Below are 26,171 nucleotides of genomic sequence, written 5' to 3' on the forward strand. Positions count from 1 at the left end.
TTGGGAACTGCCTGCGGAATTGGGACAAAGTGATGGTGGCGGTCACTCGGCGGCTGCCCTGGCCTTGCCGCCGCGCTCGGGCGCGATGCCTTCAAGTGCCGCCATCAGCCGGTTGCGGATGGTAGCGATGCGGGCAGGGTTGTCGATCTTCTGGCCGGTGAGGTCGGTGACATAGAAGGTGTCGATGACCTTTTCGCCGAAGGTGGTGATGTGGGCCGATGCGATGTCGAGCGACAGGTCGGACAGCGTTCCGGTTATCTCCGACAGCAGTCCCGGCCGATCCAGGCCCTCGACCTCGATGACCGAGAAACGGTTCGACAGCGTGTTGCGGATTTCGGCGCGCGGCGGGATTTTGAACACCTTGGCGCCGCGCCGCGGCTTTGTCCGCTTCTCGATCATCTCCGGCAGCCAGCTCTTGCCCGACAGCACGTCCTCGATCAGCCGGCCGACGCGCTCTGCACGCCGGCGCTCGTCCTCGTCGCGGTCGAATTCCCTTGAAATCAGGATGGTGTCGAGCGCGCGGCCATCCGATGTGGTGAAGATCTGCGCGTCGACGATGTTGCCGCCGGCCCCGGCACAGGCGCCGGCAATGACCGAGAGCAGGCGCGGATGATCCTGCGCCAGCACGGTGATTTCGGTCACCGCCTCGAACTGGTGGGTCTTGACCATGGTGGCGAGCTTGTTGCCCGACGCGTCGGCCTCACGAATGAACTCGGCATGGCGCAGCTGATCGGCGAGATCGACGGTCAACAGGTAGTTCTCGTAATGCTGGCCGACATAGCGGTCGCGTTCCTTCTGCGGCCAGTCGGCGAGCGCCTCGGCCAGGCGCTCGCGCGCCGCGGCGGTGCGCTGCGCGCGCGACACTTCTGAAAACCCGCCGGTCAACAGCAGTTCGGTCTCGTAATAGAGCGTGCGCAGCAGCTGGCCCTTCCAGCCGTTCCAGACACCGGGTCCGACGCCCCTGATGTCGCAGACGGTCAGGATCAAAAGCAGCTTCAGCCGCTCGACCGACTGCACGATGGCGGCGAAGTCCTCGATGGTCTTGCGGTCGTTGAGATCGCGGGTCTGCGCCGTCATCGACATCACGAGATGGTTCTCGACCAGCCAGGCGACCGTTTCGGTGTCTGCCGGCGACAGCCCCATATGCGGGCAGATACGCCGTGCGATCCTGGCCCCGGCCTCGGAATGATCCTCCGGCCTGCCCTTGGCGATGTCGTGTAGCAGCACGGCGACATAGAGCGCCTCGCGGCTCTTCTTCAGCCCCGGCATCAGCGTGTGCGAGAGGGGATGGATCTTCTCGCCGTCGCCGCGCTCGATCTCGGCCAGCACGCCGATGCAGCGGATCAGGTGCTCGTCCACCGTGTAGTGGTGGTACATCGAGAACTGCATCATGGCGACGATCTTGCCGAAATCCGGGATCAGCTTGCCGAGCAGCCCGGCCTCGTTCATGCGCCGCAGGTTGAGTTCGGCGTTGCGGTCCGACGTCAGGATGTCGAGGAACAGCCGGTTGGCCTCCTCATCGCGCCGCAGCGACTTGTTGACCAGGCCGAGCGAACGGGTCAACAGCTTCAGCGCATCGGGATGGAACTCCAGCCCGTGCTTGTCGGCGAACCAGAACAGTCTCAAAAGATTGACCGGGTCGCGTTCGAACACCTGGTCGTCGGCGATGTTGATGCGGTGGTTGTCGACGATGAAATCGGAGGTGCCGGCGAGCTTGCGCTTGCGCCTGGAAAAGGTGAGGAAGATGCGGTTGAAGCCGGGCACATGCTTGGCCTGCTCTTCCTCCAGCGCCGCGCAGAAGATGCGGGTCAGGTCGCCGACATCCTTGGCGACGAGGAAGTAGTGCTTCATGAAGCGCTCGACCGCCGACAGGCCGGGGTGGCTGGTGTAGCCGAGCCGCTCGGCGATCTCGCGCTGGATGTCGAAATGCAGCCGCTCCTCGGCCTTGCCGGTGAGGAAATGCATGTGGCAGCGCACCGCCCATAGGAAATCCTCGGCCTTCTGGAACTCGCGGTACTCGCCCTCGGTAAAGACGCCCTTGTCGACCAGCTCACTCGCCGGTGCGCACCCGGTAGAAATACTTGCCGATCCAGAACAGCGTTTGCAGGTCGCGCAAGCCGCCCTTGCCGTCCTTGACGTTGGGCTCGACGAGATAGCGGCTTTCGCCGGCCTTGGCATGGCGGTCGTCGCGTTCGGCAAGCTTGGCCTGGACATATTCGGGGCCGGTCGTGCGCACCACCTCATGGTCGAAGCGCAGCATCAGCTCGTCATAGAGCTTGAGTTCGCCCCACAGGAAGCGCGCCTCGAGGATCGACGTCCGGATGGTGACGTCGGTGCGCGACAGGCGCAGGCATTCGTCGATGTTGCGAGTGGCGTGGCCGACCTTCAGCCCGAGATCCCACAGCATGTAGAGCATGTATTCGACTGTTTGTTCGCCCCACGGCGTCTGCTTGTAGGGCAGCAGGAACAACAGATCGATGTCGGACCCCGGCGCCAGCGTGCCGCGGCCATAGCCGCCGACGGCGACGACGGCCATGCGCTCCGCCGAGGACGGGTTCTTGACCCGGTAGACATGGGTGACGGCGAAATCATAAAGCGCCCGGATGAGTTCGTCCATGAGATGCGACAGCCGCGCCGCGCAGGCGCCGCCGCCGCCATCGTCCCGCAGCATGCGTTCGGCAATGGCACGCCCGTCCGCCAGCCGCCCCTTGAGAAGCTGCAGCACACCGCTGCGCGCGGCCTGTCCGGAGCCGTCCCCGGCCGTGGCCGCGGTCAGCGCGGTCATCTCGCGGCGCAAGGCTTCGCCGTCGATCAGTTCATCGAGCTTCAGGGAGATTCTTGCCATAGGGTCCGGTCGGCCTCGCCTTTCGGCGGCGTCTATAGCGCCTTTTCGCGATTGTGGGTATGGGCAGGACGGACACGTTCGCCGTGGCGATAGAACGCTATGAGCTTCGTTCTCTGCTTCAGGAGGCAGAGGTCGGCGATCCTTCCCAGCAACTTCCTGGTCTCAGCCCCGATTCTCATCGGCAGCGTCTTGGTCGTCAACGATCCGGACTGGACGCCGGCAAGCCACTGGTCCCGTCGTTCCTCAAGAAGCAGGCTCGGCAGTCCGGCGGTTCGCAGGAAGCGCTCCTGCGCGCAGAGCGCCGGAACCAGTTGATAGATGACCTTGCCGGGTGCAGGTGCGAATTTTGGATTGAAGATGACCTGATCGACGGGACCGCCGAGCTCCGCGGTGCCGTCGATGAGATCGCGCGCCGTCTGCCTCGACAGTATGTAGCCTGCAGCGCCGACGTGAGCTCCGTGCAGCCTGGACGTCGAAAAGCCATGGCCGGCCGGAGAGCGCCGCCATGCGAGCCGGGTCTTCTTGAAGAACGTCTCCAGCTTGACGATCTCGGCATCGGCCGGGATCCAACTGGCGTCGGCAAGCATCGGGCCGGCATTTTCCGAAAAGACGACGTCGTCTTCAAAAACCGCACCAAAGGCATCGTCGCCTTCGGCGATCCTTGCCCAGCAGGCTTTGTGGCTGAGGAAACAGGCGACCTCGGTGTTGGTCAGATGCAACTGCGTCAGCGGATTGAGCCGCATCGGTGTTTCCGCCAGGTCGGGCCGGCCCTGGGCATCGACCGCCGTGACCCGTTCGAAATCAATGCCGATACGGGCAAACTCCGCCGTCATATGGGCAAGCCGGTCCTGGGACCGGTCGAGGTTTATGAGCAGGCACTTCATTGATGGTATCGATGCGTTGGATTGTCGATCGGCCGGTCCATAGCACAAGACCCCATCGCGTAGTCGACTTTCTTCGACAGGGGTTCGGCGTGCGCGACGGCACAAGGAAAAAAGAAACTAAACCCTTGACCTTCCAGTTGCTGGAAGCACTACCTCAGCTTCGAAAAGAAGAAGCATCGAGGCATTTTTGAATGAAGCATTCAGACCATCATCATCACGCGCATGACGGCTGTTGCGCGGCGAAAGCCGGGGACGCAGCCGTGGTCCGGGATCCGGTCTGCGGCATGATCGTCGATCCGGCCGCCGGCAAGGCGACGGCCGAGCATGATGGCCATCGCTATCATTTCTGCAGCGAAGGCTGCCGCACGAAATTTGCCGCAGAGCCGGAAAAATTCCTGACCGCCATCGACCCGGTCTGCGGCATGACTGTCGATCGTGCGACAGCCAGGCACTTTTTTCGTCATGAAGGCCAGGGCTTCTACTTCTGCTCGGCCGGCTGCCAGGCGAAGTTCGAGGCGGAGCCGCAAAAATATCTCGACGGCAGGGCCGCACCCCGGCCGGCGCCTAAGGGCACGCAATACACCTGCCCGATGCATCCCGAAATCATTCGCGACAAGCCCGGCTCCTGCCCGAAATGCGGCATGGCGCTGGAGCCGATGGGCGTGCCATCAGGCGATGAGGGGCCAAATCCCGAGCTGGTCGATTTCACCAGGCGGTTCTCAGTCAGTGCCGCGCTGTCGGTGCCTTTGCTGATCGTCGCCATGGCGCCGATGCTCGGCCTGACTTTCGAGGCGTTTGTCTCCGAACGGACGAAGGTCTGGCTGGAGCTGGCATTGGCAAGCCCCGTCGTGCTGTGGGCGGCACTGCCTTTCTTCCATCGCGGCTGGGATTCGATTGTCAACCGCAGCCCCAACATGTGGACGCTGATTTCGCTCGGCGTCGGTGCGGCCTATCTCTACAGCCTCGTCGCCACGCTGTTTCCGGACATCTTTCCGCATCAGTTCCGCGGCCATGGCGGTGCGGTGCCGGTCTATTTCGAGGCTGCCGCTGTCATCGTCGCCCTGGTCTTCCTCGGCCAGGTGCTGGAGCTGCGCGCCCGCGAAAAGACCGGATCGGCAATCCGCGCTTTGCTTGATCTTGCGCCGAAGACCGCGCGGTTGATCGGTGCCGACGGTTCCGAAAGCGACGTGCCGCTCGACGCGGTCAAGGGCGGCGATCGCCTGCGCATCCGTCCCGGTGACGCCGTGCCGGTCGACGGCACCGTGCTGGACGGCCGCTCCTCTATCGACGAATCGATGATCACTGGCGAACCATTGCCGGTCGAAAAGGCCGAAGGCGATACCCTCACCGGCGGCACGCTCAACAAAAACGGTTCGCTGATCATGCGCGCCGAACGGGTCGGCGCCGAGACCATGCTGGCGCGCATCGTCGAGCTCGTCGCCAAGGCGCAGCGCTCGCGCGCCCCGATCCAGGGCCTGGCCGATCGCGTGTCGTTCTACTTCGTCCCGGCCGTGGTGCTGATCGCGATCGCGGCCTTTGTCGCCTGGGCGATCTTCGGCCCCGAACCCAGCCTGATCTTTGCCATCGTTTCGGCGGTGTCGGTGCTGATCATCGCTTGCCCCTGTGCGTTGGGCCTCGCCACGCCGATGTCGATCATGACCGCCACCGGGCGTGGGGCGCATGCCGGCGTGCTGATCAAGGAAGCCGCCGCGCTCGAACGCTTCGCCTCCGTCGACACGCTGATCGTCGACAAGACCGGTACCTTGACCGAAGGCCGGCCGAAACTGACCGATGTGGTTGCCGCCACGGGCTTTTCCGGGGACGAATTGCTGGCACTCGCCGCGAGCCTGGAGAAGGGTTCGGAGCATCCGCTGGCCGAGGCCATCGTCGACGGTGCCGGCACCCGCGGCGTGACCGTCACTGATGCCAGCGATTTCGAGGCGATCACCGGCAAGGGCGTTTCCGGCACCGTGTCGGGAAAGACGGTCGCGCTCGGCAATGCCGCCATGATGGCCGATCTGGGCATCGATATCGCACCCTTCTCGGCCAGCACCGAGACGCTGCAGACAGAAGGCAAGACGGCGATGTTCGTTGCTATCGGCAACAAGCTGGCCGGCATCGTCGCGGTCGCCGACCCGGTCAAGGCGACCACCGCCGAGGCGATCAGGGCGCTGCATGCCAGCGGCCTGAGGATCGTCATGGCGACCGGCGACAATGAGCGCACGGCGAGAGCCATCGCCAGGAGCCTCGGCATCGATGAGGTTCGCGCCGGCCTGTTGCCGGAACAGAAGGCGGCCCTCGTCGAGGAGCTGCGCGCCACGGGCAAAGGCGTTGCCATGGCTGGTGACGGCGTTAACGACGCGCCCGCCCTTGCCGCCGCCGATGTCGGCATCGCCATGGGCACCGGCGCCGATGTCGCGGTCGAAAGCGCCGGCATCACTTTGGTCAAGGGCGATCTCAACGGCATCGTGCGGGCGCGCAAATTGGCCCAGGCGACGATCCGCAACATCCGCCAGAACCTGTTCTTCGCTTTCCTCTACAACGTGCTCGGCGTGCCGGTCGCTGCCGGCGTGCTCTATCCGCTCACTGGTACGCTTCTGTCGCCGATGCTGGCGGCGGCTGCGATGAGCCTGTCCTCGGTGTCGGTGATCGCAAACGCATTGCGGCTGAGGGCGTTGAAACTCTGAGCAAAGCCCCCAAATACGAAACCCACTCAACAGGAGACCATGAATGACCCTGGCTAAAAAACTCATGCTTTTGCTGATGGCGGCCGGAATGCTGCTTGCCGTCTTCCTCGAAAGCGTTCCGGCGCAGAGCGAAGAGATGAAACACGACATGCGCGCCATGTCGGCGGATGCGACGAGCCCTTCGACCGAAGGCTACAAGGCGGCGATGGACAAGATGCATGCCGACATGATGGCTTCGCAATATACCGGCAATGCCGATGCCGATTTCGTCCGTGGCATGATCCCGCATCATCAGGGCGCCATCGACATGGCCAAGGTCGAACTTGCCAACGGCAAGGATCCGGAAATCCGCAAGCTGGCCGAAGCGGTCATCGCCGCGCAGGAAGCCGAGATCAAGCAGATGCAGGACTGGCTCGCCGCCCATCCGGTGAAGTAAGCCTTCTTGCGATGCGAGAATCCGGAGAGATCTCTCTGGATTTCTCGGCAAGGCTGTGATGCGATCCGGCCGAACTGGAGCCCGCCATGCCATCGACCGTCAGAACCACCACGCTGCCCTCCGGCGAAACCATTGCCGTTCTCGGTCAGGGCACGTGGAAGATGGGCGAGAATATCAGCCGCCGTGCCGATGAGGTCAAGGCTCTCAAGCTCGGCCTCGACCTTGGCATCATGCTGATCGACACCGCCGAAATGTATGCCAGCGGCGGCGCCGAGGAGGTGGTGGCCGAGGCTATTGCCGGGCGCCGCGACGAGACCTTCCTGGTTTCAAAAGTGCTGCCGTCCAACGCTTCGCGCGCCGGCGTGCAGCGCGCCTGCGAGAACAGCCTGAAGCGTCTCGCCACCGACCGCATCGATCTCTATCTGCTGCATTGGCCCGGCAGCGTGCCGCTGGCGGAAACGGTTGCTGCCTTCGAGGCCCTGAAAAAAGCCGGCAAGATCCGCCACTGGGGTGTCAGCAATTTCGACACCAACGAGATGGAAGAGCTGGTCGGCTTGCCCCAAGGCGGCAATGTCCAGACCAACCAGGTGCTCTACAATCTGGTCCGGCGTGGCCTCGAGTTCGATCTGGCGCCGTGGAGCCGGCGGCGCGGCATTCCGCTGATGGCCTATTCGCCGGTCGAGCAGGGCGCGCTGGCGCGCAATGCCAGGCTCGATGCCGTCGCGGCTCGCCACAATGCAACCGCTGCGCAGATCGCACTGGCCTGGGTGATGCATCAAGACGGCGTCATCGCCATTCCGAAGGCCAGCAGCCAGGAGCACGTCCGCCAGAATTTTGCCGCGCTCGACATCAAGCTTGCGCCGCAGGACATCGCCGATCTCGACCGCGCTTTTTCACCGCCGACGCGTAAACGCGGGCTGGAGATGATCTGAGCGATGAAGCTGCCAATCTCCCCCCTCGTGGGGGAGATGCCCGGCAGGGCAGAGGGGGGCGCGAAGGATCGCCACGGAGCGATGATTGTGTCCGCCCGCCTGCGCCGTGGCCCCAGAATTCATACCGTTCATTTCGAAGGTAAAACCTTGGGGATGCTGGCGGGACAGCGCCCCCCTCTGCCCTGCCGGGCATCTCCCCCACGAGGGGGGAGATCGGCAGATCGGCAGCTTGGCTGTCGGCGCTTCTCACCGTCGCGCGGCTGTCATACATCGCTCCTACACGCAATCGAGACGTCCCGTGACTGACATTTCGGGGCGCCCGAAGCCAGGGGTGTCAAAAAATGCAAGACAGCATGCTGTCGGGCCGCTGTATCCGTTGCCGCCGCGATTTCCGCTTTCCGCTATAGAAATTCAACAATCGGCCGCGGCTGTGGGAGGAGAGCGCGCGGCCAGAAGACGGATGCATGAACAGATTTCAGATCCAGATGACCGGCATGAAGCAGGACGACTTCGCGGAGATGGTCGCGGAGGAGGTTGAACGCGCGCTTGCCCACTATGACGAGGCCATCAACAGGCCCACCATGGTCTCGGTCGGCAAGATCGCCGGCAGCATAGCGTCCGCCGTTATCTTGCTGTCGCCGAAGCACCAGCGCGCCATCGACGCCATCCATGCCGACCTTCCCGGCCTTGCATCGAAGTTTGTGCGCGCGCTGGCGGCGGAAGCCGCGCGCCGCAGCGAAGCCGGCACAGGCGGCGCAACAGGGCTGCCCGCGGCATCGCTGGCGGATATCGATGGACCCGTTTCATCACCGCCGCGAGCCGACGACCTCGAATCGATGCTGATCGAGGACTGGGCGGGCCGCGTGGCCGGGTCGACCTATCTGGAGGAGAACCTGCGCATTGCCCGCTCGACCCTGCATCGCTGGCAGCGCCGCAATGAGGTCATTGCGCTGCGCAAGGGCGGCCGCAAGCATGTCTTCCCGCTGGCGCAATTCATCGACGGCAGGCCGGTCGCCGGCATCCGCGACGTGCTGTCCCTGATCGGCAATCCGAGGCTGGCATGGCTGTGGCTGACGCGCCCCGCGGCACAGCTCGACGGCCGCATTCCGATCGACCTGCTCCGGCAGGACCAAGTCGAGGACGTCGTCGAGGCCGCGCGGGCATTCGCGCCGGGCTGAAACCGGCGCGCGCTATGCCGGGGCTAGCGTTTCCGCTCGGCCAGCAGGCCAAGATAGTGCTGCAGAACCGCCGCTCCGGCGATCGACGTGACGTCGGCATGGTCATAGGCGGGGGCCACCTCGACGACATCGGCACCGACGATGTCGAGCGAACCCAACCGCCGCAAGATCATCAGCGCCTCGCGCGACGACAGGCCGCCGGCGACCGGCGTGCCGGTGCCAGGGGCAAAGGCCGGGTCGAGACAATCGATGTCGAAGGTCAGATAGGTCCTGGCATCGCCGACACGCGCCTTGATGCGCTCGACGACACCGGCCACGCCGAGCTCGGCGACATCCTCGCCATGCAGGATTTCGAGACCGCAGGTTTCCGGCGCGTGCGTCCTGATGCCGACCTGTATCGAGCGCTCCGGCCTGATCAGGCCTTCGGCAACCGCCCTGGCGACGAACGAGCCATGGTCGAGCCGCTTTTCCTCGTCGAGCCAGGTGTCCTGGTGCGCGTCGAACTGAACCAGCGCCAGCGGCCCATATTTCTTCGCATGCGCCCTGAGCAGCGGCCAGGTGACATAGTGGTCGCCGCCGATGGACAGCAGCGTGACGCCGGCATCGACGACCTCGCTCGCCTGCGCCTCGATCTGCCACGGCGTCTCGTCATGGCGACCGAAATCGAGGCCGCAATCGCCATAGTCGATGACGGCCAGCCGCTCGAACGGATCGGCGCGGAAAGGATATTGCGGATCGCCTTCGAGGATCGCCGAGGCGCGCCGCACGCCCTGCGGACCGAACCGGGCGCCTGGCCGGTTGGACACGGCCGCGTCGAACGGAATGCCCCACACGGCGACATCGACGCCCTCGAGATTGCGGGTCAGCCGGCGGCGCATGAAGGACAGCACGCCGCCATAGACCGGCTCATGCGAGCCGCCATAAAGGGTCTTGCCGAAAACGGCATCGTCGGTTTCGCGCGAACGCGGCAGGGATTTGAGCATGTCGATCACATCTTTTGCTGGAGAGAGGTGTTGAGTCCCGGGCTGGCCGGGGAATCAGTTCGTTCCGGTCATGAAGCTGGTCCACAGACGCGTGACCAGGCGCAGCGATTTCTGGTCGCGCGGCTGGGCGGCGAACAGGTGTTTCAAAGTCGCTTTCGAGAAATAGATGTTGGGATTGTCACGGACGACCTCGTCGACCATCGGCGTCGCCGCCTGGACGGCATTCGGATAGAGCGTGGCATTGGTGAACCGCGCGCTTGCCTGCGGCGACAGCAGAAAATTCATCAGGGCATGGGCATTTTCGGAATGCGGCGCATCGACCGGAATGGTCATGACGTCGAAGAAAATCTCCGTGCCTTCCCTGGGTACTGCATAGCGCACCTCTATGCCGTTCTTGGACTCTGCCGCCCTGGCATTGGCGCCGATCGCATCGCCGCTCCAGCCGAGCGCCAGGCAAAGGTCACCCGCAGCCAGTTCGCTCATGATCGAGCCCGACTTGAAGTGCCTGACATAGGGCTTGATGGATGCCAGCAGCGCGCCGGCCTTGTGCAGGTCACCTTCGTCGATCGAGAAAGGATCGAAGCCGAGATAGTTCAACGCCACCGACATGACGCCCTCCGGCGAATCAACCATGGCGATGCCGCAGTCCTGGAATTTGGCGGCGATCTCCGGCTTGAAGATCATGTCGAGACTGTCGACCGGAGCATCCTTCATGCGCTCCGCGATCTTGGCCGGATTGTACATGATGCCGGTGGTGCCATAGGCATAGGGAACCGCATAGGCGGCCCCCGGATCCTGCCGGGCAAGGAAGGCCATGATGTCCGGGTTAAGGTCACCGGCATTGGGAATTCTGGCCTTGTCGAGCTTTTGGATGGCGCCGGCCTTGGCGTATTGCCCGACAAGCGAGGCACCGGGCATGATGATGTCGTAGCCGGAGCCTCCGGTCAGCGCCTTGGTCGTCAGCATGTCGACGGAATCGAAGGTGTCGTAGACGATTTTGATGCCGGTCTGCTTCTCGAATTCGGCAATGGTGTCGGCCGGCACGTAATCGTACCAGAAATAGATGTTGACGGTCTTGTCCTCGGCGGCCGAGGCGCCGTCCGCGAGGGCGGAAACCGACAGGGCAAGCATCGATATTGCAAGGGCGGCGAGACGGCGCATGGCGGTTTCCCCAAGGATTGGATCGCTGGAGGATTGCCCGGCGCAGCATGGCCCGACAAACGGCATTTTATCCCCGATCGCTTGACAAAAACTCATCTCATGGCTTGTCTGAGGTCCATGAAGCTGCCTTCGTTGAATGCGATCCGGGCTTTCGAAGCGGCAGCGCGCCTGCGCAGCTTCAAGGATGCCGCCGACGAGCTGCGGCTGACGCCGTCGGCGGTGAGCCGGCACATCCGCACGCTGGAACAGGCGCTGGGCATCGAGCTGTTCGAGCGCGGCTTCCGGCAAGTGACGCTGACGCCGAAAGCCACCCACTATGCGCGCCGGCTGTCCGCCGCCTTCAGGTCAGTCGAAAATGCCACCGAGGAGATGGGCAGCCATGGCCGGCCGGACATCGCCAAGCGCGCCTCGCTGTCGATCAACGCCACCTTCATGAACCTGTGGCTGGCCGACCGCCTGCCGCGCTTTCGCGCCGAGAACCCCGACTTCGAACTCGACGTGTCGATCCACGACGACGAAAACCGGGGCGGCAACCCAAGCGCCGATCTGCGCGTGCTGTTCACCGCCGATGCCAATGCGGACTATGTGCCACTCGTCTCGCTGGTGATTTTTCCGGTATGCGCGCCGGCCCTTCTTGCCGAGCCGAACGCGCCAAGGACGCTAGCCGATCTCGCCAGGCTCCGGCTGCTGCACGAAAACACCACCGCCTGGTGGGAGGAATGGCTCGAGCAGGAAGGCCTGAAGGTCGACGCCAAATCCGGCCCGATCTTCCACGACCCGGCGCTGGCCGTGCGAGAGGCCGTCAATGGCGGCGGCGTGGCGCTGGTCGACAACATCATGGCGCAGGATCTGCTGGCCAGCGGACAGCTCGTGGCGCCGTTCCCGATTCGCCACACAATTCCGGAAAGCTACTGCCTGCAGCAGAAGCCGGGCAATCGGGGGTCGGCTGGAATCAAGCGGTTCCGGGAGTGGCTGTTGGCGGAGATCGCCGCGCACAAGCGGGTGATGGGGCTGGGTTGAGGGGCGTTTGCGGCGGACCGTCAAGCTAGGCTATGTAGTTGGGCAACAGCCTCCAGACCAGTAGCAGTTTCCAACTTGTGGTGGAGACCGCCGAAGTTGGCGCCGCCCCTCATCGCCCTGCCGGGCACGTCTCCCCGTATAGTGACGGGGAGAAGGGGCTGACCGCGGTGCCGGCATCTTTTCTGCGGCGCTGACAGCTGGCGAAACCATTGATGAGAGCGCCCCTCTCCCCGTCACTATACGGGGAGAGGATGCCGGCAGGCAGGTGAGCAACTGTGTTTGTCAGGGTCGGGCTGGGTTCCACGGTTCGTTGTTTCGGATCATGGCACTGAGGATGGTCAGTATCTTTCGCGCGACGGCGATGAGAGCGACTTTCGGCGCCTTGCCGTTTGCAATGAGGCGCTGATGGAAAGCCTTGAGCACAGGATTGGAGCGACTGGCGGTGAGTGCTGCCATGTAGACCACCCTGCGCACGTCATGACGGCCACCCCAGATGCTGCGCTTGCCTCGGAAAGTGCCGGTGTCGAAGTCGTAGGGCGCGAGGCCGGCAAGGGCTGCGATCTCTCGTCGCGAGGCCTCACCAATCTCGGGAGCCAGAGCAAGCACGGTGTGGCTGAACACTGGGCCGGCACCGCAGAAGGACTGGATCAGGCGATCCCTGGCCGCGAGCGCTGGCTGGCTGGCGACGAGTTCGGCCATCCGTTTGGCAAGCAGAGCGATATCGAGCTCGATGCGCCGCAGCCGCCGGGTGAACATGCGCTTGACCGTCGGCTCGCGTATCTGCTCGAGCTGGTTGGCGAGGCTGACCTTGTCGTCGCTGAGCTGCCTGCGGGCAACGACCAGATCGGCGAGTTGCTCGGCGATTGGGTCACAGCGCACCGGCCGGGTCGGCAGTTCGGCGGTGTAGCGCGCAATCAGCAGCGCATCGATGCGATCGTTCTTGGCCAGCCGGCCAAGGGCGCGGGCATAGTGGCGCAGCTTGTGCGGATTGACGTTCCTGGCCGGCAGGTTCGCCTTGCGCAGCGCCTTGGCCACACCGCGCTCATAGCCGCCGCTCGGCTCCATGCCGATGGCGCGCACATTGCGACCCGTCAGCCACTTGATCAGCTCGGCCCAGCCGTCCTTGTCGTTGTCGAAACGGGCTCGTTCTAGCGTCTGAAACACCGACACATCGAGCCACCACTTGGCGACGTCAATACCGACGTCCTGAACCGTCTCTTCAGCCATCTCCTCAATCCCTTCCTTGTGTGCGGGGGCTTGCCCCTTGCAACTGTTCGGGTTCACAAAGAAGGCGGTCGGGCCCCAGCTCACCTACGGTTTAGGCCACCTGAGGGGCGACGGGCTCTCGACCGCCGCCACGAACCGGAACATCCACCGGTTCGTGGCACCCTCCATTATGCATATTCCAAACACACAAGGGGCGGCGCCAGCGCTCGAAAACGAGCGCTGGCGAATTCGAAAAAAGATAAATCGCTGCCTTTTCGCCCGCTTAGCGAATCGCTCCTCAAGCCCCCGCCGTATACGCCGCGATCGCCGCCATGTTGACGATGTCTGAATCCTTGGCGTTCAGCGACACAATCTGAACCGGCTTGTTCAACCCGACCAGCAGCGGGCCGATCACCGTCGAGCCGCCGAGTTCCTGCAGCATCTTGGTCGAGATCGATGCCGAGTGGAACGCCGGCATGATCAGCACATTGGCGGGGCCGGTCAGCCGGATGAACGGATATTGCGCCATCGCCCTGGCGTTGAGGGCGACGTCGGCGGCCATTTCGCCGTCATACTCGAAATCGACGCGGCGCTTGTCGAGGATGCGCACGGCTTCCTGGACGCGTTCGGAACGCTCGCCCTGCGGATGGCCGAAGGTGGAATAGGCCAGCATGGCGAGCCTCGGCTCATAGCCCATGCGGCGGGCGAAGCCTGCCGCCTCCTCGGCGATGTCGGCGATCTGCTCGGCATTCGGCATGTCGTACACGGCGGTGTCGGCGACCAGCACGGTCCTGCCCCGCGCCAGCACGATCGAGACGCCGATGACACGGTGGCCGGGCTTGGCGTCGATGACGCGGCGGATGTCGTCGAGCGCGGTCGAGTAGTTGCGGGTGACACCGGTGACGATGCCGTCGGCATCGCCCAGCGCCACCATGCAGGCAGCAAAGTGGTTGCGGTCGTTGTTGATCAGCCGCTGGCAGTCGCGGAACAGGAAGCCTTTGCGCTGCATGCGCTCGTAGAGATAGTCGGTGTAGATGCCGTTGCGGCGCGACAGCCGCGCATTGATGATCTCGATGCCTTGCTTGTTGAGGTCGATGCCGGCGTGCTTGGCGTTCTCCTTGATGACGTCGTCGCGGCCAAGCAGGATGGCGGTGCCGAGCCGCTGGTTCACATAGGAGACGGCGGCACGCATGACCTGCTCCTCCTCGCCCTCGGCGAAGACGATGCGCTTGGGCTGGCGGCGCACGCGGTCGTAGATGCGCTGCAAGGTCGAGGCGATCGGATCGCGGCGGGCGGACAGTTCCTGCGCGTAGCGGTCGAGATCGAGGATCGGCTTGCGCGCGACGCCTGAGTCCATCGCCGCCTTGGCCACTGCAAGCGGGATAGCGGAGATCAGGCGCGGGTCGAACGGTACCGGGATGATGTAGTTGGGGCCGAATTTCGGCCGGTTGCCCTGATAGGCGGCGGCGACGTCGTCGGGCACGTCCTGGCGGGCCAGTGCAGCCAGTGCGCGGGCAGCGGCTATCTTCATGTCGTCGTTGATGGTGGTGGCGCGCACATCCAGCGCGCCACGAAAGATGTAGGGGAAGCCGAGCACGTTGTTGACCTGATTGGGGTAATCAGAACGGCCGGTTGCCATGATGGCGTCGGTGCGGATCTCGGCCACTTCCTCCGGCGTGATTTCCGGGTCGGGATTGGCCATGGCGAAGATGATCGGGTTCTTGGCCATCGACTGCACCATGGCGGTGGTCAGCGCGCCCTTGGCGGAAAGGCCGAGGAAAACGTCGGCGCCGTCGAGCGCCTCGGCGAGGCTGCGCGCTTCGGTCTTGACCGCATGACCCGACTTCCACTGGTTCATGCCTTCGGTGCGGCCCTGGAAGACGACGCCCTTGGTGTCGCATAGGATGATGTTTTCGGGGGCAAAGCCCATCGCCTTCATCAGCTCGATGCAGGCGATGCCGGCGGCACCGGCGCCGTTGCAGACCATCTTGGTGGTCTTCATGTCGCGGCCGGTGATCTCCAGCGCGTTGATCAGGCCGGCGGCCGAGATGATTGCGGTGCCGTGCTGGTCGTCATGGAAGACCGGGATGTCCATCAATTCGCGCAGCCGCTGCTCGATGATGAAGCATTCCGGTGCCTTGATGTCCTCGAGATTGATGCCGCCGAAGGAGGGCCCAAGGAAACGCACGCAGTTGATGAACTCGTCGGCGTCCTCGGTGTCGACCTCGAGGTCGATGGAATCGACATCGGCGAAACGCTTGAACAACACCGCCTTGCCTTCCATCACCGGTTTCGAGGCCAGCGCGCCGAGATTGCCGAGACCGAGAATGGCTGTGCCGTTGGAGATCACGGCGACCATGTTGCCGCGCGTCGTGTAGTCGAAGGCGCGGCTGGGGTCCTCGGCGATGGCCAGAACCGGAACCGCGACACCCGGCGAATAGGCGAGGCTCAAATCGCGCTGCGTCGCCATCGGCTTGGTGGCGACGACCTCCAGCTTGCCGGGGCGACCCATGGCATGGAATTCGAGCGCTTCCTGCGCGCTGACGGACGGACCGCTGTTCTCGGTTTTCCTGGCCATGATGTCTTGGTTTCCTCGCCGTGCAGCACATCCTTGAAGCGGGTGCTTTGTCTGGTCCCGAATTAAGACCACGCGCCGCCGCGTGTAAACCGCCAAGCGGCCGGGAATCGCGTTTCGTGTTGGCGATTGCGGGCAAGCGACCGTCCCGGTCGTCCCCCGTTTTTCGAGGCTCCGGCATTAAACCGCGCGATTACATCTGCTAGCGTGCCGCGCATGAACATGCACAGCCCGAACGAGCCTGATGCCCCCGAAGCGGTGACGCCGTCGCCGACAGCGGCCGCCGCCGTCACGCCGATGATGGAGCAGTTCATCGAGATCAAGGCGGCGAACCCGGATTCGCTGCTGTTCTACCGCATGGGCGATTTCTACGAGCTGTTCTTCGACGATGCCGAGAAGGCAAGCCGGGCGCTGGGCATCGTCCTGACCAAGCGCGGCAAGCACCAGGGGCTCGACATCCCGATGTGCGGCGTGCCGGTGCATGCGGCCGACGATTATCTGCAGAAGCTGATCGGCCAGGGTTTTCGCGTTGCCGTCTGCGAGCAGATCGAGGATCCGGCCGAGGCCAGGAAACGCGGCGGCAAATCGGTGGTGCGCCGCGACGTGGTGCGGCTGGTGACGCCGGGCACCATCACCGAGGACAAATTGCTGGCGCCGTCGGAATCGAGTTTTCTGATGGCGCTGGGGCGGGTGAAGGGCGGAGCCGACCACGCCTTCGCGTTGGCCTGGATCGACATCTCGACCGGTGCCTTCCGCGTCACTGACACCACCGCCGACCGGCTGCTGGCCGACATCTTCCGTGTCGATCCGCGCGAGCTGATCGTCGCCGAGCCGGTGTTTTACGATCCCGAACTGAAGCCGGTGTTTGACGTGCTTGGCCGCGTCGCCAACCCGCAGCCGCCCTCGCTGTTCGATTCGGCCTCGGCCACGGGGCGCATCGCCCGCTTCTTCGACGTGGCGACGCCGGACAGCTTTGGCGCGTTTTCGCGCGCCGAACTGTCGGCGATCTCGGGCGCCATCGCCTATGTCGAGAAGACACAGAAGGCCGAGCGCCCGCCGCTGTCGCGGCCGGAGCGCGAGGAGCAGGGCTCGACGCTGTTCATCGATCCGGCGACACGCGGCAATCTGGAACTGCTGCGCACGCTATCCGGCAGCCGCGAGGGCTCGCTGTTCAAGGCGATCGACCGCACGGTGACCAGCGGCGGCGCCAGGCTGCTCGCCGACCGGCTGATGGCGCCGCTGACCGACCCGGCCGCGATCGGCGCCAGGCTGGACTCGGTGTCGTTCTTCCGTTCGGAAACCCGGCTCTGCCAGGCGGTGCGGACGAGCCTGAAGAGCGTCGCCGACATGCCGCGCGCGCTGTCCCGGCTGGCGCTCAACCGCGGCGGCCCGCGCGACCTCGGCGCGCTGCGCGCCGGCTTCGAGGCGGCCGGCGCGATCGCCGAAATCTTCGCCGCGACCGCCCTGCCCCAAGAAATGATGGCAGCGCTGGGCGCCATCCAGGCGCTGCCCCAGCCGCTTGCCAGGCATCTGACGCAAGCGCTTGGCGACGAACTGCCGCTCCTCAAGCGCGATGGCGGCTTCGTTCGCGGCGGCTACCATGCCGAACTCGACGAGATGCGGGCGCTGCGCGACGAGTCGCGAAAAGTGATTGCCGGGCTGGAGCGTTCGCTGATCGACGAGACCGGCATCCGCTCGCTGAAAATCAGGCACAACAACGTGCTTGGCTATTACATCGAAGTGACCGCCAACCACCATGCTGTGATGACAGGCAGCGATGGCGCCAAGGCGCGCTTCATCCACCGCCAGACCATGGCCAACGCCATGCGCTTCACCACGACGGAACTCGCCGAACTCGAGACCAAGATCGCCAATGCCGCAGACCGGGCATTGAGCATCGAGCTTGCCGCCTTCGATGCGCTGACTGCGGAAGCGGTCGGCGAGGCGCAGGCGATACGCGCCGGTGCCGAGGCGCTTGCCGTGCTCGATGTGTCGGCGGCGCTGGCCTTGCTGTCGGAGAGCGAGGCCTGGTGCCGGCCGCTGGTGGATTCCAGCCTTGCCTTCGAGATTGCGAGCGGCCGGCATCCGGTGGTCGAGCAGGCTTTGCGGCGTTCGGGCGAAGGCCCGTTCGTCGCCAATGATTGCGACCTGTCGCCGGAGGGTGCTGCCCGGAACGGCGCGATCTGGCTTTTGACCGGCCCGAACATGGGCGGCAAGTCGACGTTCCTAAGGCAGAACGCGTTGATCGCCATCCTCGCCCAGACCGGTTCGTTCGTGCCGGCCGCATCGGCCCATATCGGCGTCGTCGACCGGCTGTTCTCGCGCGTCGGCGCCTCGGACGATCTGGCGCGCGGACGTTCGACCTTCATGGTCGAGATGGTCGAGACGGCGGCGATCCTCAACCAGGCCGGCGAACGGGCTCTGGTGATCCTCGACGAGATCGGCCGTGGCACCGCCACTTTCGATGGCCTGTCGATCGCCTGGGCGGCCGTCGAATATCTGCACGAGAAGAACCGCTGCCGGGCAATCTTCGCCACCCATTTCCACGAAATGACCTCGCTCGCCGGCAAGCTGGCGCGGCTCCACAACGTCACCATGCGGGTCAAGGAATGGGAGAACGACGTCGTCTTCCTGCACGAGGTCGGCAAGGGAGCCGCCGACCGCTCCTACGGCGTGCAGGTGGCGCGGCTGGCCGGCCTGCCGGAGGCGGTGGTCGACCGGGCCAAGGAAGTGCTGCACCAGCTCGAGGAGGGCGAAGTTTCCGGCAAGACCAACCGGCTGGTCGACGATTTGCCGCTGTTTTCCGTGGCGGTGAAGCGCGAAGCGCCCAAGCCGGCGAAAAGCGACGCGCTGGGCGAGGCGCTCGGTGCGATCAGCCCCGACGAGATGACGCCAAGGGAAGCGCTGGAAGCGCTGTATCGGTTGAAGGGTCTGGCGGAGAAGTAATTCTTTTGCAATCAGGGCGGCGGCGCCGCAACTGCCAATCTCCCCCCTTGAGGGCAGGGCTATCGCATATGAGTAAAGAGCTGGAAGAAGAAGTCTTTGTTCCATCTGGCTCTGCGCATTTTGCTTGCGATGGGTTTGTCGAGAGGATGGGCTTGCAAGATGTTTTGCGCGAGGCGTCTGATGACGGCGAGGTTTTGCGGGGCGTTGTCCTTGCGGGAGCGAGCGTCGTCCTCATGGAAGACGACGTCGAGGCTCCAATGCAACTGGTTCTCGATTGTCCAATGTGCTCTGAGCGTCTCGGCCAGTCTTTTGGGGGTAAGCACTTTGGAGAGCGCGACATAGCGCACGGAGGTACTGGATTTGCCGCCTGCCACGCTGCGAGAGGCCTCAATGCGTCCGATCGCCTTGAGGCCGGGAAAGCCCGGCAGGTCGAGCAGCCGCTTGAGCGGCAGGACCGAAGCCCTTCGCGTCTCGGTGCGGCCATGCGCGCTGTCGCTGGTCTCAAAGAACGCGATCTCGCCGGCTTGGGCGAAGCTTCGTTCGGCCGCGGCAAACAGCTTGGGACGATTGGGCTTCAGCCCCAGCGCATAATGCGCCTTCTTGCCGATCAGCGCCTTGGCGGTGTCGGGGCGGCAGTGCAGCGCATCGGCCGTCACTGTACAGCCCTTCAAATCCAAGCTCTTCAGAAGATCCAGCGTGGCTTTGACCTCGTCGCCCTCAGGCGCGCGGGCAGCGGCAATCGACAGCCTCGTCTCGGCGTCCCACACGCTCACCATCAAAGGTGGCATGAAAGCCCGCCCCTTCGCATAGCCGCGCCGCAACGCCTTGCCGTCGACGGCCACCACGCCGCGTGGCGGCGAAAGTCCGAGCGTTTGGCGCAGCGCCGCCATGAAGCTGGCAAAGCTGCGCGCAAGCTCATCGGCATCGAGAAGTCGAAACACCCGGCTGAACGTGTCGTGGCTCGGACAGCCATGCTCCAGCACCACGATCTCTTTCAGCTCTTCTTCCTGACCCTCGACGAAATCGGCAATATCCACGCAGCTTTTGGCGCCGCACAACGTCGCAGCCAAGGCCAAAAACAGAAGCTCCGCCAGATCATGACGCGCGTTGACGTCACGCGGGTCTTGTACTTCCCGCAAAATCGAAAGCAGCAATGGCATTGGGCCTCTCCTTCAAAGACAAAGCCCCTAAAGAATCAACCTTTCCACAGTCCGCAAGACCTACTTTTACTCAAATGCGATTCCCCTGCCCACGAGGGGGAGACCGGCAGCCTGTTCCTACAGCAACCCTGCCTGTTCAGCCTCGCGGCGCAGGTTCTGCCGAGGCCTGGGCCCGATCTGCTGGATCACCAATCCGGCCGCCAGTGAGCCAAGGTCGCCGCAGGTCTGCAGGTCGCGGCCTTGCGTGTAGCCATGCAGGAAACCGGCGGCATAGAGGTCGCCGGCGCCCGTCGTGTCGACCAGTTCCCTGATCGCCGTCGCCTTGATGACCACGGTCTCGCCGCCGCGCACGATGACCGATCCTTTTTCCGAGCGGGTCACGGCGGCGATCCGGCAATCCTTGCGGATCTGCGCCAGTGCCTCGTCGAACGACGATGTCTGGTAGAGCGACTTGATCTCGTGGCTGTTGGCAAAGACGATGTCGACGGTGCCCGAGCGCATCAGGTCGAGGAACTCGTCGCGGTAGCGGTCGACGCAGAACGAATCCGAGAGTGTCATCGACACTTCTCGGCCTGCCGCATGCGCCAGCTTCGCCGTCTGCCGGATCGCCTCCTTTGCGCGCGGCGGGTCCCACAGGTAACCCTCGAAATAGGTGACCTTGGCACCAGAAGCCTTGTCGGCCTCGACATCCTCCGGCCCAAGCTCGACGCAGGCGCCGAGATAAGTGTTCATCGAGCGCTCGCCGTCGGGGGTGACGAAAATCATCGAGCGCGCCGTCGGCGGCAGGCCTGACAGCGGCTTGGTGTCGAAGGCGACGCCCTGCGCATGGATGTCGTGGGCGTAGATCTCGCCCAACGCATCGTTCGAGACCTTGCCGAAGAAGGCGGCGCGCCCGCCGAAGCTGGCGACGCCGGCCGCCGTGTTGCCGGCGCTGCCGCCTGACGCCTCGATCGCCGGGCCCATGCGGCTGTAAAGCAGTTCGGCGCGCTGGGTATCGATGAGGTTCATCGCGCCCTTGATGATGCCGTTGGTCTCGAGAAAGTCCTCGTCGCACTGGGCGATGATGTCGACAATGGCATTGCCGATGCAAAGCACGTCATAATCCGGCATCAATGTCTCCGCCAAAAACCCGAGCCGGCTTCTTGCCATGCCCGGGCGGGTCTACAGCATGACTCCGAAAATTGGCAACCGATTTCCTGTCGTTGCCGGCGTGGCGGCGATGACCATCCCTTGTCGAGGAAGGCGCGGAGCCGCGGTTCCTGCAAATCAGGGTACTCCTATTGCCATCCGCAACGAGGCGCTATGACAATTCGACCGTGGCCGAAGCATTTCATCGCGGCGCCCCTTACAAGCCTGATCAGCCGATTGCGTTTCGAAGGCGCTCCAACCATGCCTGCCAAAAACGACATGACGACCGACCTGACGCTGCTCGCCGTGCTGGCGGTGCTTTGGGGCGCTTCCTATACCTTCATCAAGATCGGCGTCGAGACGATCCCGCCGGTCACGTTCATTGCCGCCCGCACCCTGATCGCGGGTGGCATCCTCTTCGCCATCATCCGCTGGCGCGGGCTCGCCATGCCGAGCGATGCGGCAAGCTGGCGCCGCTTCGCCTTCCAGGCATGCCTCAACAGCGTCGTGCCGTTCACCCTGATCGCCGCGGCCGAGCGTTCGGTCGATGCCGGCCTCGCCACTATCCTCAACGCGACCTCGCCGATCTTCACCTTCCTGTTGACCGCCCTCGTCACCCGCCACGAGCCGGTCACATTGCGCAAACTGATCGGCGTTGGCGCCGGCATTACCGGCATCTGTCTCATCATCGGCACCGAGGCGCTGGGTGGTCTCGGTCACGAACTCTGGGCGCAGTTGGCAATCGTCGCGGCGACGGTCTGCTATGCCGGTGCCGCGATTTTCGGCCGTGGCTTCAAGGGCCTCGATCCGATGCTTCCGGCCGCCGGTTCGATGCTGTGCGGCGCCGTCATCCTCGTGCCGCTCAGCCTTGTGTTCGACCAGCCATGGACGCTGGCGCCGTCGAGGGTGTCGATCCTGGCCTTGCTCGGTCTGTCGGTGTTTTCGACCGCGCTGGCCTTCGTCATCTATTTCCGCCTCATCCACACGCTGGGCTCGGTCGGCACCACCTCGCAAGCCTATCTGCGGGTGCCGATCGGCGTCGGCATCGGCGCCGTCTTCCTTGGTGAAAGCCTTGGTTCGACCGCATGGCTTGGCATGGCGTTTGTTGTCGCCGGCGTCGCGGCGATGACCATCCCGGTGCGAAAGCCGGCACTCGCCCGATAGACAGGGCAATCGCTTCGGACCGGTGACCGTTTCCAATTTATGGGGAGATCACCAATTGTGGAAGTTCGCGCCGCCCCTCATTGCCCTGCCGGGCATTTCTCCCCGTATAGTGACGGGGAGAAAGAAGCTGACCGCAACGCTGGCGCCCTTTCTTCAGCACTGACAATTGGCGAAACCGGCGATGACAGCGCCCCTCTCCCCGTCACTATACGGGGGGAGGATGCCGGCAGGCAGGTGAGGGGCAGCGCTAGCGCTTGGAAAGTTGGGGCGAGTTTCAAACCTGAAGCGATTGCTCTGGCCCAAGAGCAGTCCGCGCTTGTGGCAGGCGGGCGCGTCGCCTATCTCCGGGTCGATTTGATCGACGTGAGGTTGGAAGCATCGTGATCTCTGACGCCGCCCGCGCCGCCGCCGGCCAGTTGTTCTCGCCCGAGTTCCGTTCTGTGTTCATCAAGACGCTGGGCCTGACCTTGCTGGCGCTGGTGGCCTTGTGGTTTGGGCTGACCAGCCTTGTCGAGTGGCTGGCCCTGCCGTGGCTCCACACGCTGTTGCCTGGCATGCCGTCCTGGGCCGGCTGGCTGGGCGGCATCATTGCCGCCATCGCTCTGGCGTTCGGGATGGCGCTGCTCATCGCGCCGGTGACGGCGATCGTCGCCGGCCTGTTCCTCGACGATGTCGCCGACGTGGTCGAACGCACCGACTATCCCGGCGATCCGGCAGGACACGCCATGCCGGCGCTGCGGTCGCTGGTGCTGTCGATGCGATTCCTCGGCGTCGTCATCCTTGGCAACATCGTCGCCCTGCTGCTTCTCTTGGTGCCGGGCGTCAACATCGCCGCCTTCTTCATCGTCAACGGCTATCTGCTCGGCCGCGAGTTCTTCGAATTCGCCGCTATGCGCTTTCGCCCGGAAGAAGAGGCCAGGGCCTTGCGCAGGCACTATGCCGGCACGGTGTTCCTCGCCGGGCTGGTCATATCGGTCTTCCTCGCCGTGCCGTTGCTCAACCTGGTGACACCGCTGTTCGCCGCCGCCATGATGGTGCATCTGCATAAGGCGATATCGGCACGGGAAGCGGTACGCGTCTCGCGGAACTAAACTCTGTTCAGTGCAGCAGGAACCCGCGCCCTAGCTCATCATCGGCTTCGACGATGAATTCCGACCGCCCGGAATAGTAGGCGCGGCCGCCGACGCGGGCGATGATGGCCTCGTGTGGGCCAGCCTTCGCCGTCCTCACAACGGCGCCGGAAAAGCGCGAGCCGGCGATGCTCTCGAATGTGCGCGTCTGCCCGATGGCGATCTCGCCCTTGGCATGCATGGCGGCCAGCCGGGCGGTGACCCCGGAGCCGGTCGGCGAGCGGTCGACCTCGGCTTCGGCGAAGACACAGATGTTCTTCGTCGCGTTGCCGGCTCCATCGCCGCCATCGGTCAGGATGGTGCCGTAGAGAAAGGCAAGATCGGCATGGTCGGGATGTGACAGCGGAAAGTCAGCCTTGAGCCTGTTCGTCAGTGCCGTCGCCGCATCGACGAAATCGCGCACCCGGTCGCGGCCGAACTCAAGCCCGAACTGATGGCAGTCGGCGAGTGCGTAGAAGGCGCCGCCATAGGCGATGTCGAAGCCGATCGTGCCATGGCCCTCCAATTCGATCGTCTGGCCGCCGGCGAACAGGAATGCCGGTACGCTTTCGAACGACACCGCTCCGGCCTTGCCGTCACGCACCTCCACCGAGGCTACGACCAATCCGCACGGCGCCTCGATGTTGACGGTCGTCACCGGCTCGCGTTTCGCCACCAGCCCTTCATCGACGGCGTAGCGGCCGAGCGCGACGATGGCGTGGCCGCACATGGTCGAATAGCCCTCATTGTGCATGAACAGCACGGCGAGGTCGGCGCCGGGCAGGGCGGGTTCGACCAGCAAGGCGCCGTACATGTCGTAATGGCCGCGCGGCTCGAACATCAGGATCTTGCGCAAATGATCGAGATGGTCACGCACATAGGCGCGCTTTTCCAGGATGGTACCCTTCGGAATCCTGGGATAGCCGCCGGTGACGATCCTGAGCGGCTCGCCGCCCGTATGCATGTCGACGACGGTCAGCGTCATGCGACGGCCCCTTTAAGCTGAAGATTTGGCAAACAGCGCCTGCAATTTGCCGAACGGCATGGCGGCGCGGGTAAAGCCGAACGTGCCGTCCTGCTGGATTTCGCGCGCCGCCGTCTCCAGCATGCCATAGGCGAAATTGGTCAGCCACGGTCCGAGCGAGATGCGTTTGACGCCGGCCATGGCGAGATCGGCGACGGTGAAGCCAGGCCTCGCCATCACATTGACCGGCTTGCCGACCGCCGAGCAGATCGTGCGCACCATCTCGACGTCGCCGATGCCTGGCGCATAGAGCACGTCGGCGCCGGCCTTCTCGAACGCCTGCAGCCGCTTGATGGTGTCGTCGAGGTCGGACTTGCCCCACAGGAAATTCTCGGCCCGCGCCGTGAAGACGAAATCGCGCTTGAGCGCCCGCGCTGCCTCGACGGCCGCCGCGACGCGCTCGACAGCGTGCGCAAAATCATAGATCGGCTTGTCCGGATCGCCAGTGTGATCCTCGATCGAGCAGCCGGCAAGGCCGGCTGCTTCCGCGGCGAAAATGGTTTCGGCGGCCTGTTCGGCACTGTCGCCCTTGCCTTTCTCGAGATCGGCCGAGACCGGCAGGGTGGTCGCCGCCGTCATCTCGCGGCAATGATGGATCATCGCCTCGAAGGTCACCGCGCCGTCCGGCAGGCCGCGCGAAAAGGCAAAGCCGGCGCTGGTCGTCGCCAGCGCCTTGAAGCCGAACGATCCCAGCAGCTTCGTCGTGCCGACATCCCAGGGATTGGGCATGACGAAGGTCGAGGCATGCAGGTCGCGAAAGATCTTGCCCTTGTCCATGGTAGTTCCCCCATCCTGTGCGGTGTGCTGGAGCGGATTTTAGCCTGCCCGCCTTGCCCGGGCAAACGAATGCGATTGGTTCAGAAGCGTTTGGCGTTCTCTCCTGCCAACTTGTCCAGCGCGTCGGAATCCTTGGCGTAGCGCGACGCCTTCGTGTCCCAGCGATAGGCAACGGAAATCTCTTGCGACGAAGCCACGGGCGGCGTGTCGTCGCAGCTTTCACCGTTGGGCATCGTGGCATCGGTCACCGTCACCTTGATGGCGGCAAAGGGCTGGCCGTCGGCGATGGTCTGGAAAGACACGTCCTGCTTGCGGCTGTAGGCGCACAGGTTTTCATCGAACGTATAGATCATGTCGATCAGTTCGAATTTGTCGTCGCGGACCATGATCAGCGGCGTGATCACATAGTTCTGGCTCGAATTGAAATGCGAGCTCATGACTATGAGGACGTCATCGTTCTTGCCAACGGAAAGCTTGCCGGGCTCGCGAAAAGAGGTGCTGCGGTCGTTGGCGACATTGACCGCGTCGAGCAGTTTCGGCTTGCCGGTGATGTCGTAGAGCGCCAACACCGCGTAGCCTTCTGCGCTGTCAGGAGAGTCGCCGAGATCGAACAGCATGGTCAGCCGGTCCTTGCCGCCGGCCTTGATGGCAAGCACCGAGGCACTGGAAAAGCCTGTGGTCTCGGGTGGCGAACCGCCGCTGTCCGGCCCCTCGATGTGGCGCATCTCGATCGGCAATCCACCCCTGTAGAAGCCGTCCTTGTCCGCGGCGAGATCTGGGATCACCATCTTGGCCAGGTCGAGATAGGTGAAATCCTTGAGGCCTGGCAGCGCGCTGCCGAGGTCCGGGAAGCTGACGGCTTGCGCGCCGGCTGTAGTCCAGAGAAACGGCAGCAGGATCAAGGCGAGGAAGAAGCGAAGCAGGGTGGGTTTCATGCGTGGCCCCGAGTTGGCGGC

At 64.2% G+C, this 26,171-nt stretch carries 18 protein-coding genes and 1 pseudogene; 8 read left to right on the top strand and 11 right to left on the bottom strand.

The genetic code is table 11. The features are described from left to right. Positions 1–42 precede the first annotated feature (42 nt). Positions 43–2,845: pseudogene (locus tag BPNPMPFG_RS26025) on the bottom strand ([protein-PII] uridylyltransferase). Positions 2,846–2,877: 32 nt separating this feature from the next. Continuing rightward, positions 2,878–3,729, bottom strand: a complete 852-nt coding sequence (locus BPNPMPFG_RS26030) for a glycosyltransferase family 25 protein (protein WP_258591468.1) — start codon at positions 3,727–3,729, stop codon at positions 2,878–2,880. Between the two features lie 191 nt (positions 3,730–3,920). Between BPNPMPFG_RS26030 and BPNPMPFG_RS26035 the strand changes: the two genes are divergently transcribed. From BPNPMPFG_RS26035 to BPNPMPFG_RS26050, 4 genes are all read left to right on the top strand, one after another. After that, positions 3,921–6,416 (top strand): heavy metal translocating P-type ATPase, encoded by a 2,496-nt coding sequence (locus BPNPMPFG_RS26035; protein WP_258591469.1) that lies wholly within the window; start codon positions 3,921–3,923, stop codon positions 6,414–6,416. A gap of 43 nt (positions 6,417–6,459) precedes the next feature. Next, positions 6,460–6,852: a CopM family metallochaperone gene (gene copM, locus BPNPMPFG_RS26040; protein ID WP_258591470.1), complete on the top strand. Its 393-nt coding sequence runs from the start codon at positions 6,460–6,462 to the stop codon at positions 6,850–6,852. Between the two features lie 86 nt (positions 6,853–6,938). After that, positions 6,939–7,784, top strand: a complete 846-nt coding sequence (locus tag BPNPMPFG_RS26045) for an aldo/keto reductase (RefSeq protein WP_258591471.1) — start codon at positions 6,939–6,941, stop codon at positions 7,782–7,784. A 464-nt stretch (positions 7,785–8,248) separates the two neighbouring features. After that, positions 8,249–8,962, top strand: coding sequence for an MbcA/ParS/Xre antitoxin family protein (locus tag BPNPMPFG_RS26050; RefSeq protein ID WP_258591472.1), 714 nt, complete (start codon positions 8,249–8,251; stop codon positions 8,960–8,962). Positions 8,963–8,985: 23 nt separating this feature from the next. Here the strand turns inward: BPNPMPFG_RS26050 and speB are convergent, their stop codons facing one another. Together speB and BPNPMPFG_RS26060 are read right to left on the bottom strand one after the other, a co-directional pair. Continuing rightward, positions 8,986–9,945 (bottom strand): agmatinase, encoded by a 960-nt coding sequence (speB, locus tag BPNPMPFG_RS26055; RefSeq protein ID WP_258591473.1) that lies wholly within the window; start codon positions 9,943–9,945, stop codon positions 8,986–8,988. A 54-nt stretch (positions 9,946–9,999) separates the two neighbouring features. After that, the gene (locus BPNPMPFG_RS26060; RefSeq protein ID WP_258591474.1) at positions 10,000–11,106 is read right to left on the bottom strand and encodes an extracellular solute-binding protein; all 1,107 of its coding nucleotides are present in this window, start codon (positions 11,104–11,106) and stop codon (positions 10,000–10,002) included. A 117-nt stretch (positions 11,107–11,223) separates the two neighbouring features. On the opposite strand from BPNPMPFG_RS26060, the gene BPNPMPFG_RS26065 reads away from it, so the two are divergent. After that, positions 11,224–12,126: a LysR substrate-binding domain-containing protein gene (locus tag BPNPMPFG_RS26065; protein WP_258591475.1), complete on the top strand. Its 903-nt coding sequence runs from the start codon at positions 11,224–11,226 to the stop codon at positions 12,124–12,126. A 282-nt stretch (positions 12,127–12,408) separates the two neighbouring features. Here BPNPMPFG_RS26065 and BPNPMPFG_RS26070 read toward each other — a convergent pair whose 3' ends face one another. Both BPNPMPFG_RS26070 and BPNPMPFG_RS26075 read right to left on the bottom strand, forming a co-directional pair. Further along, positions 12,409–13,353 carry an IS110 family RNA-guided transposase gene (locus BPNPMPFG_RS26070; protein WP_258590634.1) on the bottom strand — a complete coding sequence of 315 codons (945 nt, stop codon included), beginning with the start codon at positions 13,351–13,353 and terminating at the stop codon, positions 12,409–12,411. 277 nt (positions 13,354–13,630) lie between these two features. Continuing rightward, positions 13,631–15,910, bottom strand: coding sequence for an NADP-dependent malic enzyme (locus BPNPMPFG_RS26075; RefSeq protein WP_258591476.1), 2,280 nt, complete (start codon positions 15,908–15,910; stop codon positions 13,631–13,633). A 219-nt stretch (positions 15,911–16,129) separates the two neighbouring features. Here BPNPMPFG_RS26075 and mutS point away from each other — a divergent pair, with 219 nt between their 5' ends. Then, a complete protein-coding gene (gene mutS, locus BPNPMPFG_RS26080; RefSeq protein WP_413776887.1) occupies positions 16,130–18,853 on the top strand; it encodes a DNA mismatch repair protein MutS in 2,724 nt (907 codons plus the stop codon). Positions 18,854–18,912: 59 nt separating this feature from the next. Here the strand turns inward: mutS and BPNPMPFG_RS26085 are convergent, their stop codons facing one another. Together BPNPMPFG_RS26085 and BPNPMPFG_RS26090 are read right to left on the bottom strand one after the other, a co-directional pair. Continuing rightward, a complete protein-coding gene (locus BPNPMPFG_RS26085) occupies positions 18,913–20,013 on the bottom strand; it encodes an ISAs1 family transposase (RefSeq protein WP_258590521.1) in 1,101 nt (366 codons plus the stop codon). Between the two features lie 117 nt (positions 20,014–20,130). Then, a complete protein-coding gene (locus BPNPMPFG_RS26090) occupies positions 20,131–21,123 on the bottom strand; it encodes an adenosine kinase (RefSeq protein ID WP_258591477.1) in 993 nt (330 codons plus the stop codon). 279 nt (positions 21,124–21,402) lie between these two features. Between BPNPMPFG_RS26090 and BPNPMPFG_RS26095 the strand changes: the two genes are divergently transcribed. Together BPNPMPFG_RS26095 and BPNPMPFG_RS26100 are read left to right on the top strand one after the other, a co-directional pair. Next, on the top strand, positions 21,403–22,305 hold the full coding sequence (locus tag BPNPMPFG_RS26095; protein WP_258591478.1) for a DMT family transporter: 903 nt from the start codon (positions 21,403–21,405) through the stop codon (positions 22,303–22,305). A 380-nt stretch (positions 22,306–22,685) separates the two neighbouring features. Further along, positions 22,686–23,396: a sulfate transporter family protein gene (locus BPNPMPFG_RS26100; protein ID WP_258591479.1), complete on the top strand. Its 711-nt coding sequence runs from the start codon at positions 22,686–22,688 to the stop codon at positions 23,394–23,396. A gap of 7 nt (positions 23,397–23,403) precedes the next feature. Here BPNPMPFG_RS26100 and BPNPMPFG_RS26105 read toward each other — a convergent pair whose 3' ends face one another. The 3 genes from BPNPMPFG_RS26105 to BPNPMPFG_RS26115 form a co-directional block, all read right to left on the bottom strand. Continuing rightward, on the bottom strand, positions 23,404–24,399 hold the full coding sequence (locus BPNPMPFG_RS26105) for a proline racemase family protein (protein ID WP_258591480.1): 996 nt from the start codon (positions 24,397–24,399) through the stop codon (positions 23,404–23,406). Between the two features lie 12 nt (positions 24,400–24,411). Beyond that, positions 24,412–25,215, bottom strand: coding sequence for an isocitrate lyase/PEP mutase family protein (locus BPNPMPFG_RS26110; RefSeq protein ID WP_258591481.1), 804 nt, complete (start codon positions 25,213–25,215; stop codon positions 24,412–24,414). An 80-nt stretch (positions 25,216–25,295) separates the two neighbouring features. Then, positions 25,296–26,150: a hypothetical protein gene (locus tag BPNPMPFG_RS26115; RefSeq protein WP_258591482.1), complete on the bottom strand. Its 855-nt coding sequence runs from the start codon at positions 26,148–26,150 to the stop codon at positions 25,296–25,298. Positions 26,151–26,171: the final 21 nt, after the last annotated feature.

Origin of the sequence: Mesorhizobium sp. AR07 (genome assembly GCF_024746815.1) — a bacterium.
In the GTDB taxonomy this organism is placed as follows: domain Bacteria; phylum Pseudomonadota; class Alphaproteobacteria; order Rhizobiales; family Rhizobiaceae; genus Mesorhizobium.

Coding starts and splice junctions, on each gene's coding strand:
- BPNPMPFG_RS26030 (WP_258591468.1), bottom strand. CDS start 3,729: ATGAAGTGCCTGCTCATAAACCTCGACCGGTCCCAGGACCGGCTTGCC.
- BPNPMPFG_RS26035 (WP_258591469.1), top strand. CDS start 3,921: ATGAAGCATTCAGACCATCATCATCACGCGCATGACGGCTGTTGCGCG.
- copM (WP_258591470.1), top strand. CDS start 6,460: ATGACCCTGGCTAAAAAACTCATGCTTTTGCTGATGGCGGCCGGAATG.
- BPNPMPFG_RS26045 (WP_258591471.1), top strand. CDS start 6,939: ATGCCATCGACCGTCAGAACCACCACGCTGCCCTCCGGCGAAACCATT.
- BPNPMPFG_RS26050 (WP_258591472.1), top strand. CDS start 8,249: ATGAACAGATTTCAGATCCAGATGACCGGCATGAAGCAGGACGACTTC.
- speB (WP_258591473.1), bottom strand. CDS start 9,945: ATGCTCAAATCCCTGCCGCGTTCGCGCGAAACCGACGATGCCGTTTTC.
- BPNPMPFG_RS26060 (WP_258591474.1), bottom strand. CDS start 11,106: ATGCGCCGTCTCGCCGCCCTTGCAATATCGATGCTTGCCCTGTCGGTT.
- BPNPMPFG_RS26065 (WP_258591475.1), top strand. CDS start 11,224: ATGAAGCTGCCTTCGTTGAATGCGATCCGGGCTTTCGAAGCGGCAGCG.
- BPNPMPFG_RS26070 (WP_258590634.1), bottom strand. CDS start 13,353: ATGGCTGAAGAGACGGTTCAGGACGTCGGTATTGACGTCGCCAAGTGG.
- BPNPMPFG_RS26075 (WP_258591476.1), bottom strand. CDS start 15,910: ATGGCCAGGAAAACCGAGAACAGCGGTCCGTCCGTCAGCGCGCAGGAA.
- mutS (WP_413776887.1), top strand. CDS start 16,130: ATGCACAGCCCGAACGAGCCTGATGCCCCCGAAGCGGTGACGCCGTCG.
- BPNPMPFG_RS26085 (WP_258590521.1), bottom strand. CDS start 20,013: ATGCCATTGCTGCTTTCGATTTTGCGGGAAGTACAAGACCCGCGTGAC.
- BPNPMPFG_RS26090 (WP_258591477.1), bottom strand. CDS start 21,123: ATGCCGGATTATGACGTGCTTTGCATCGGCAATGCCATTGTCGACATC.
- BPNPMPFG_RS26095 (WP_258591478.1), top strand. CDS start 21,403: ATGCCTGCCAAAAACGACATGACGACCGACCTGACGCTGCTCGCCGTG.
- BPNPMPFG_RS26105 (WP_258591480.1), bottom strand. CDS start 24,399: ATGACGCTGACCGTCGTCGACATGCATACGGGCGGCGAGCCGCTCAGG.
- BPNPMPFG_RS26110 (WP_258591481.1), bottom strand. CDS start 25,215: ATGGACAAGGGCAAGATCTTTCGCGACCTGCATGCCTCGACCTTCGTC.
- BPNPMPFG_RS26115 (WP_258591482.1), bottom strand. CDS start 26,150: ATGAAACCCACCCTGCTTCGCTTCTTCCTCGCCTTGATCCTGCTGCCG.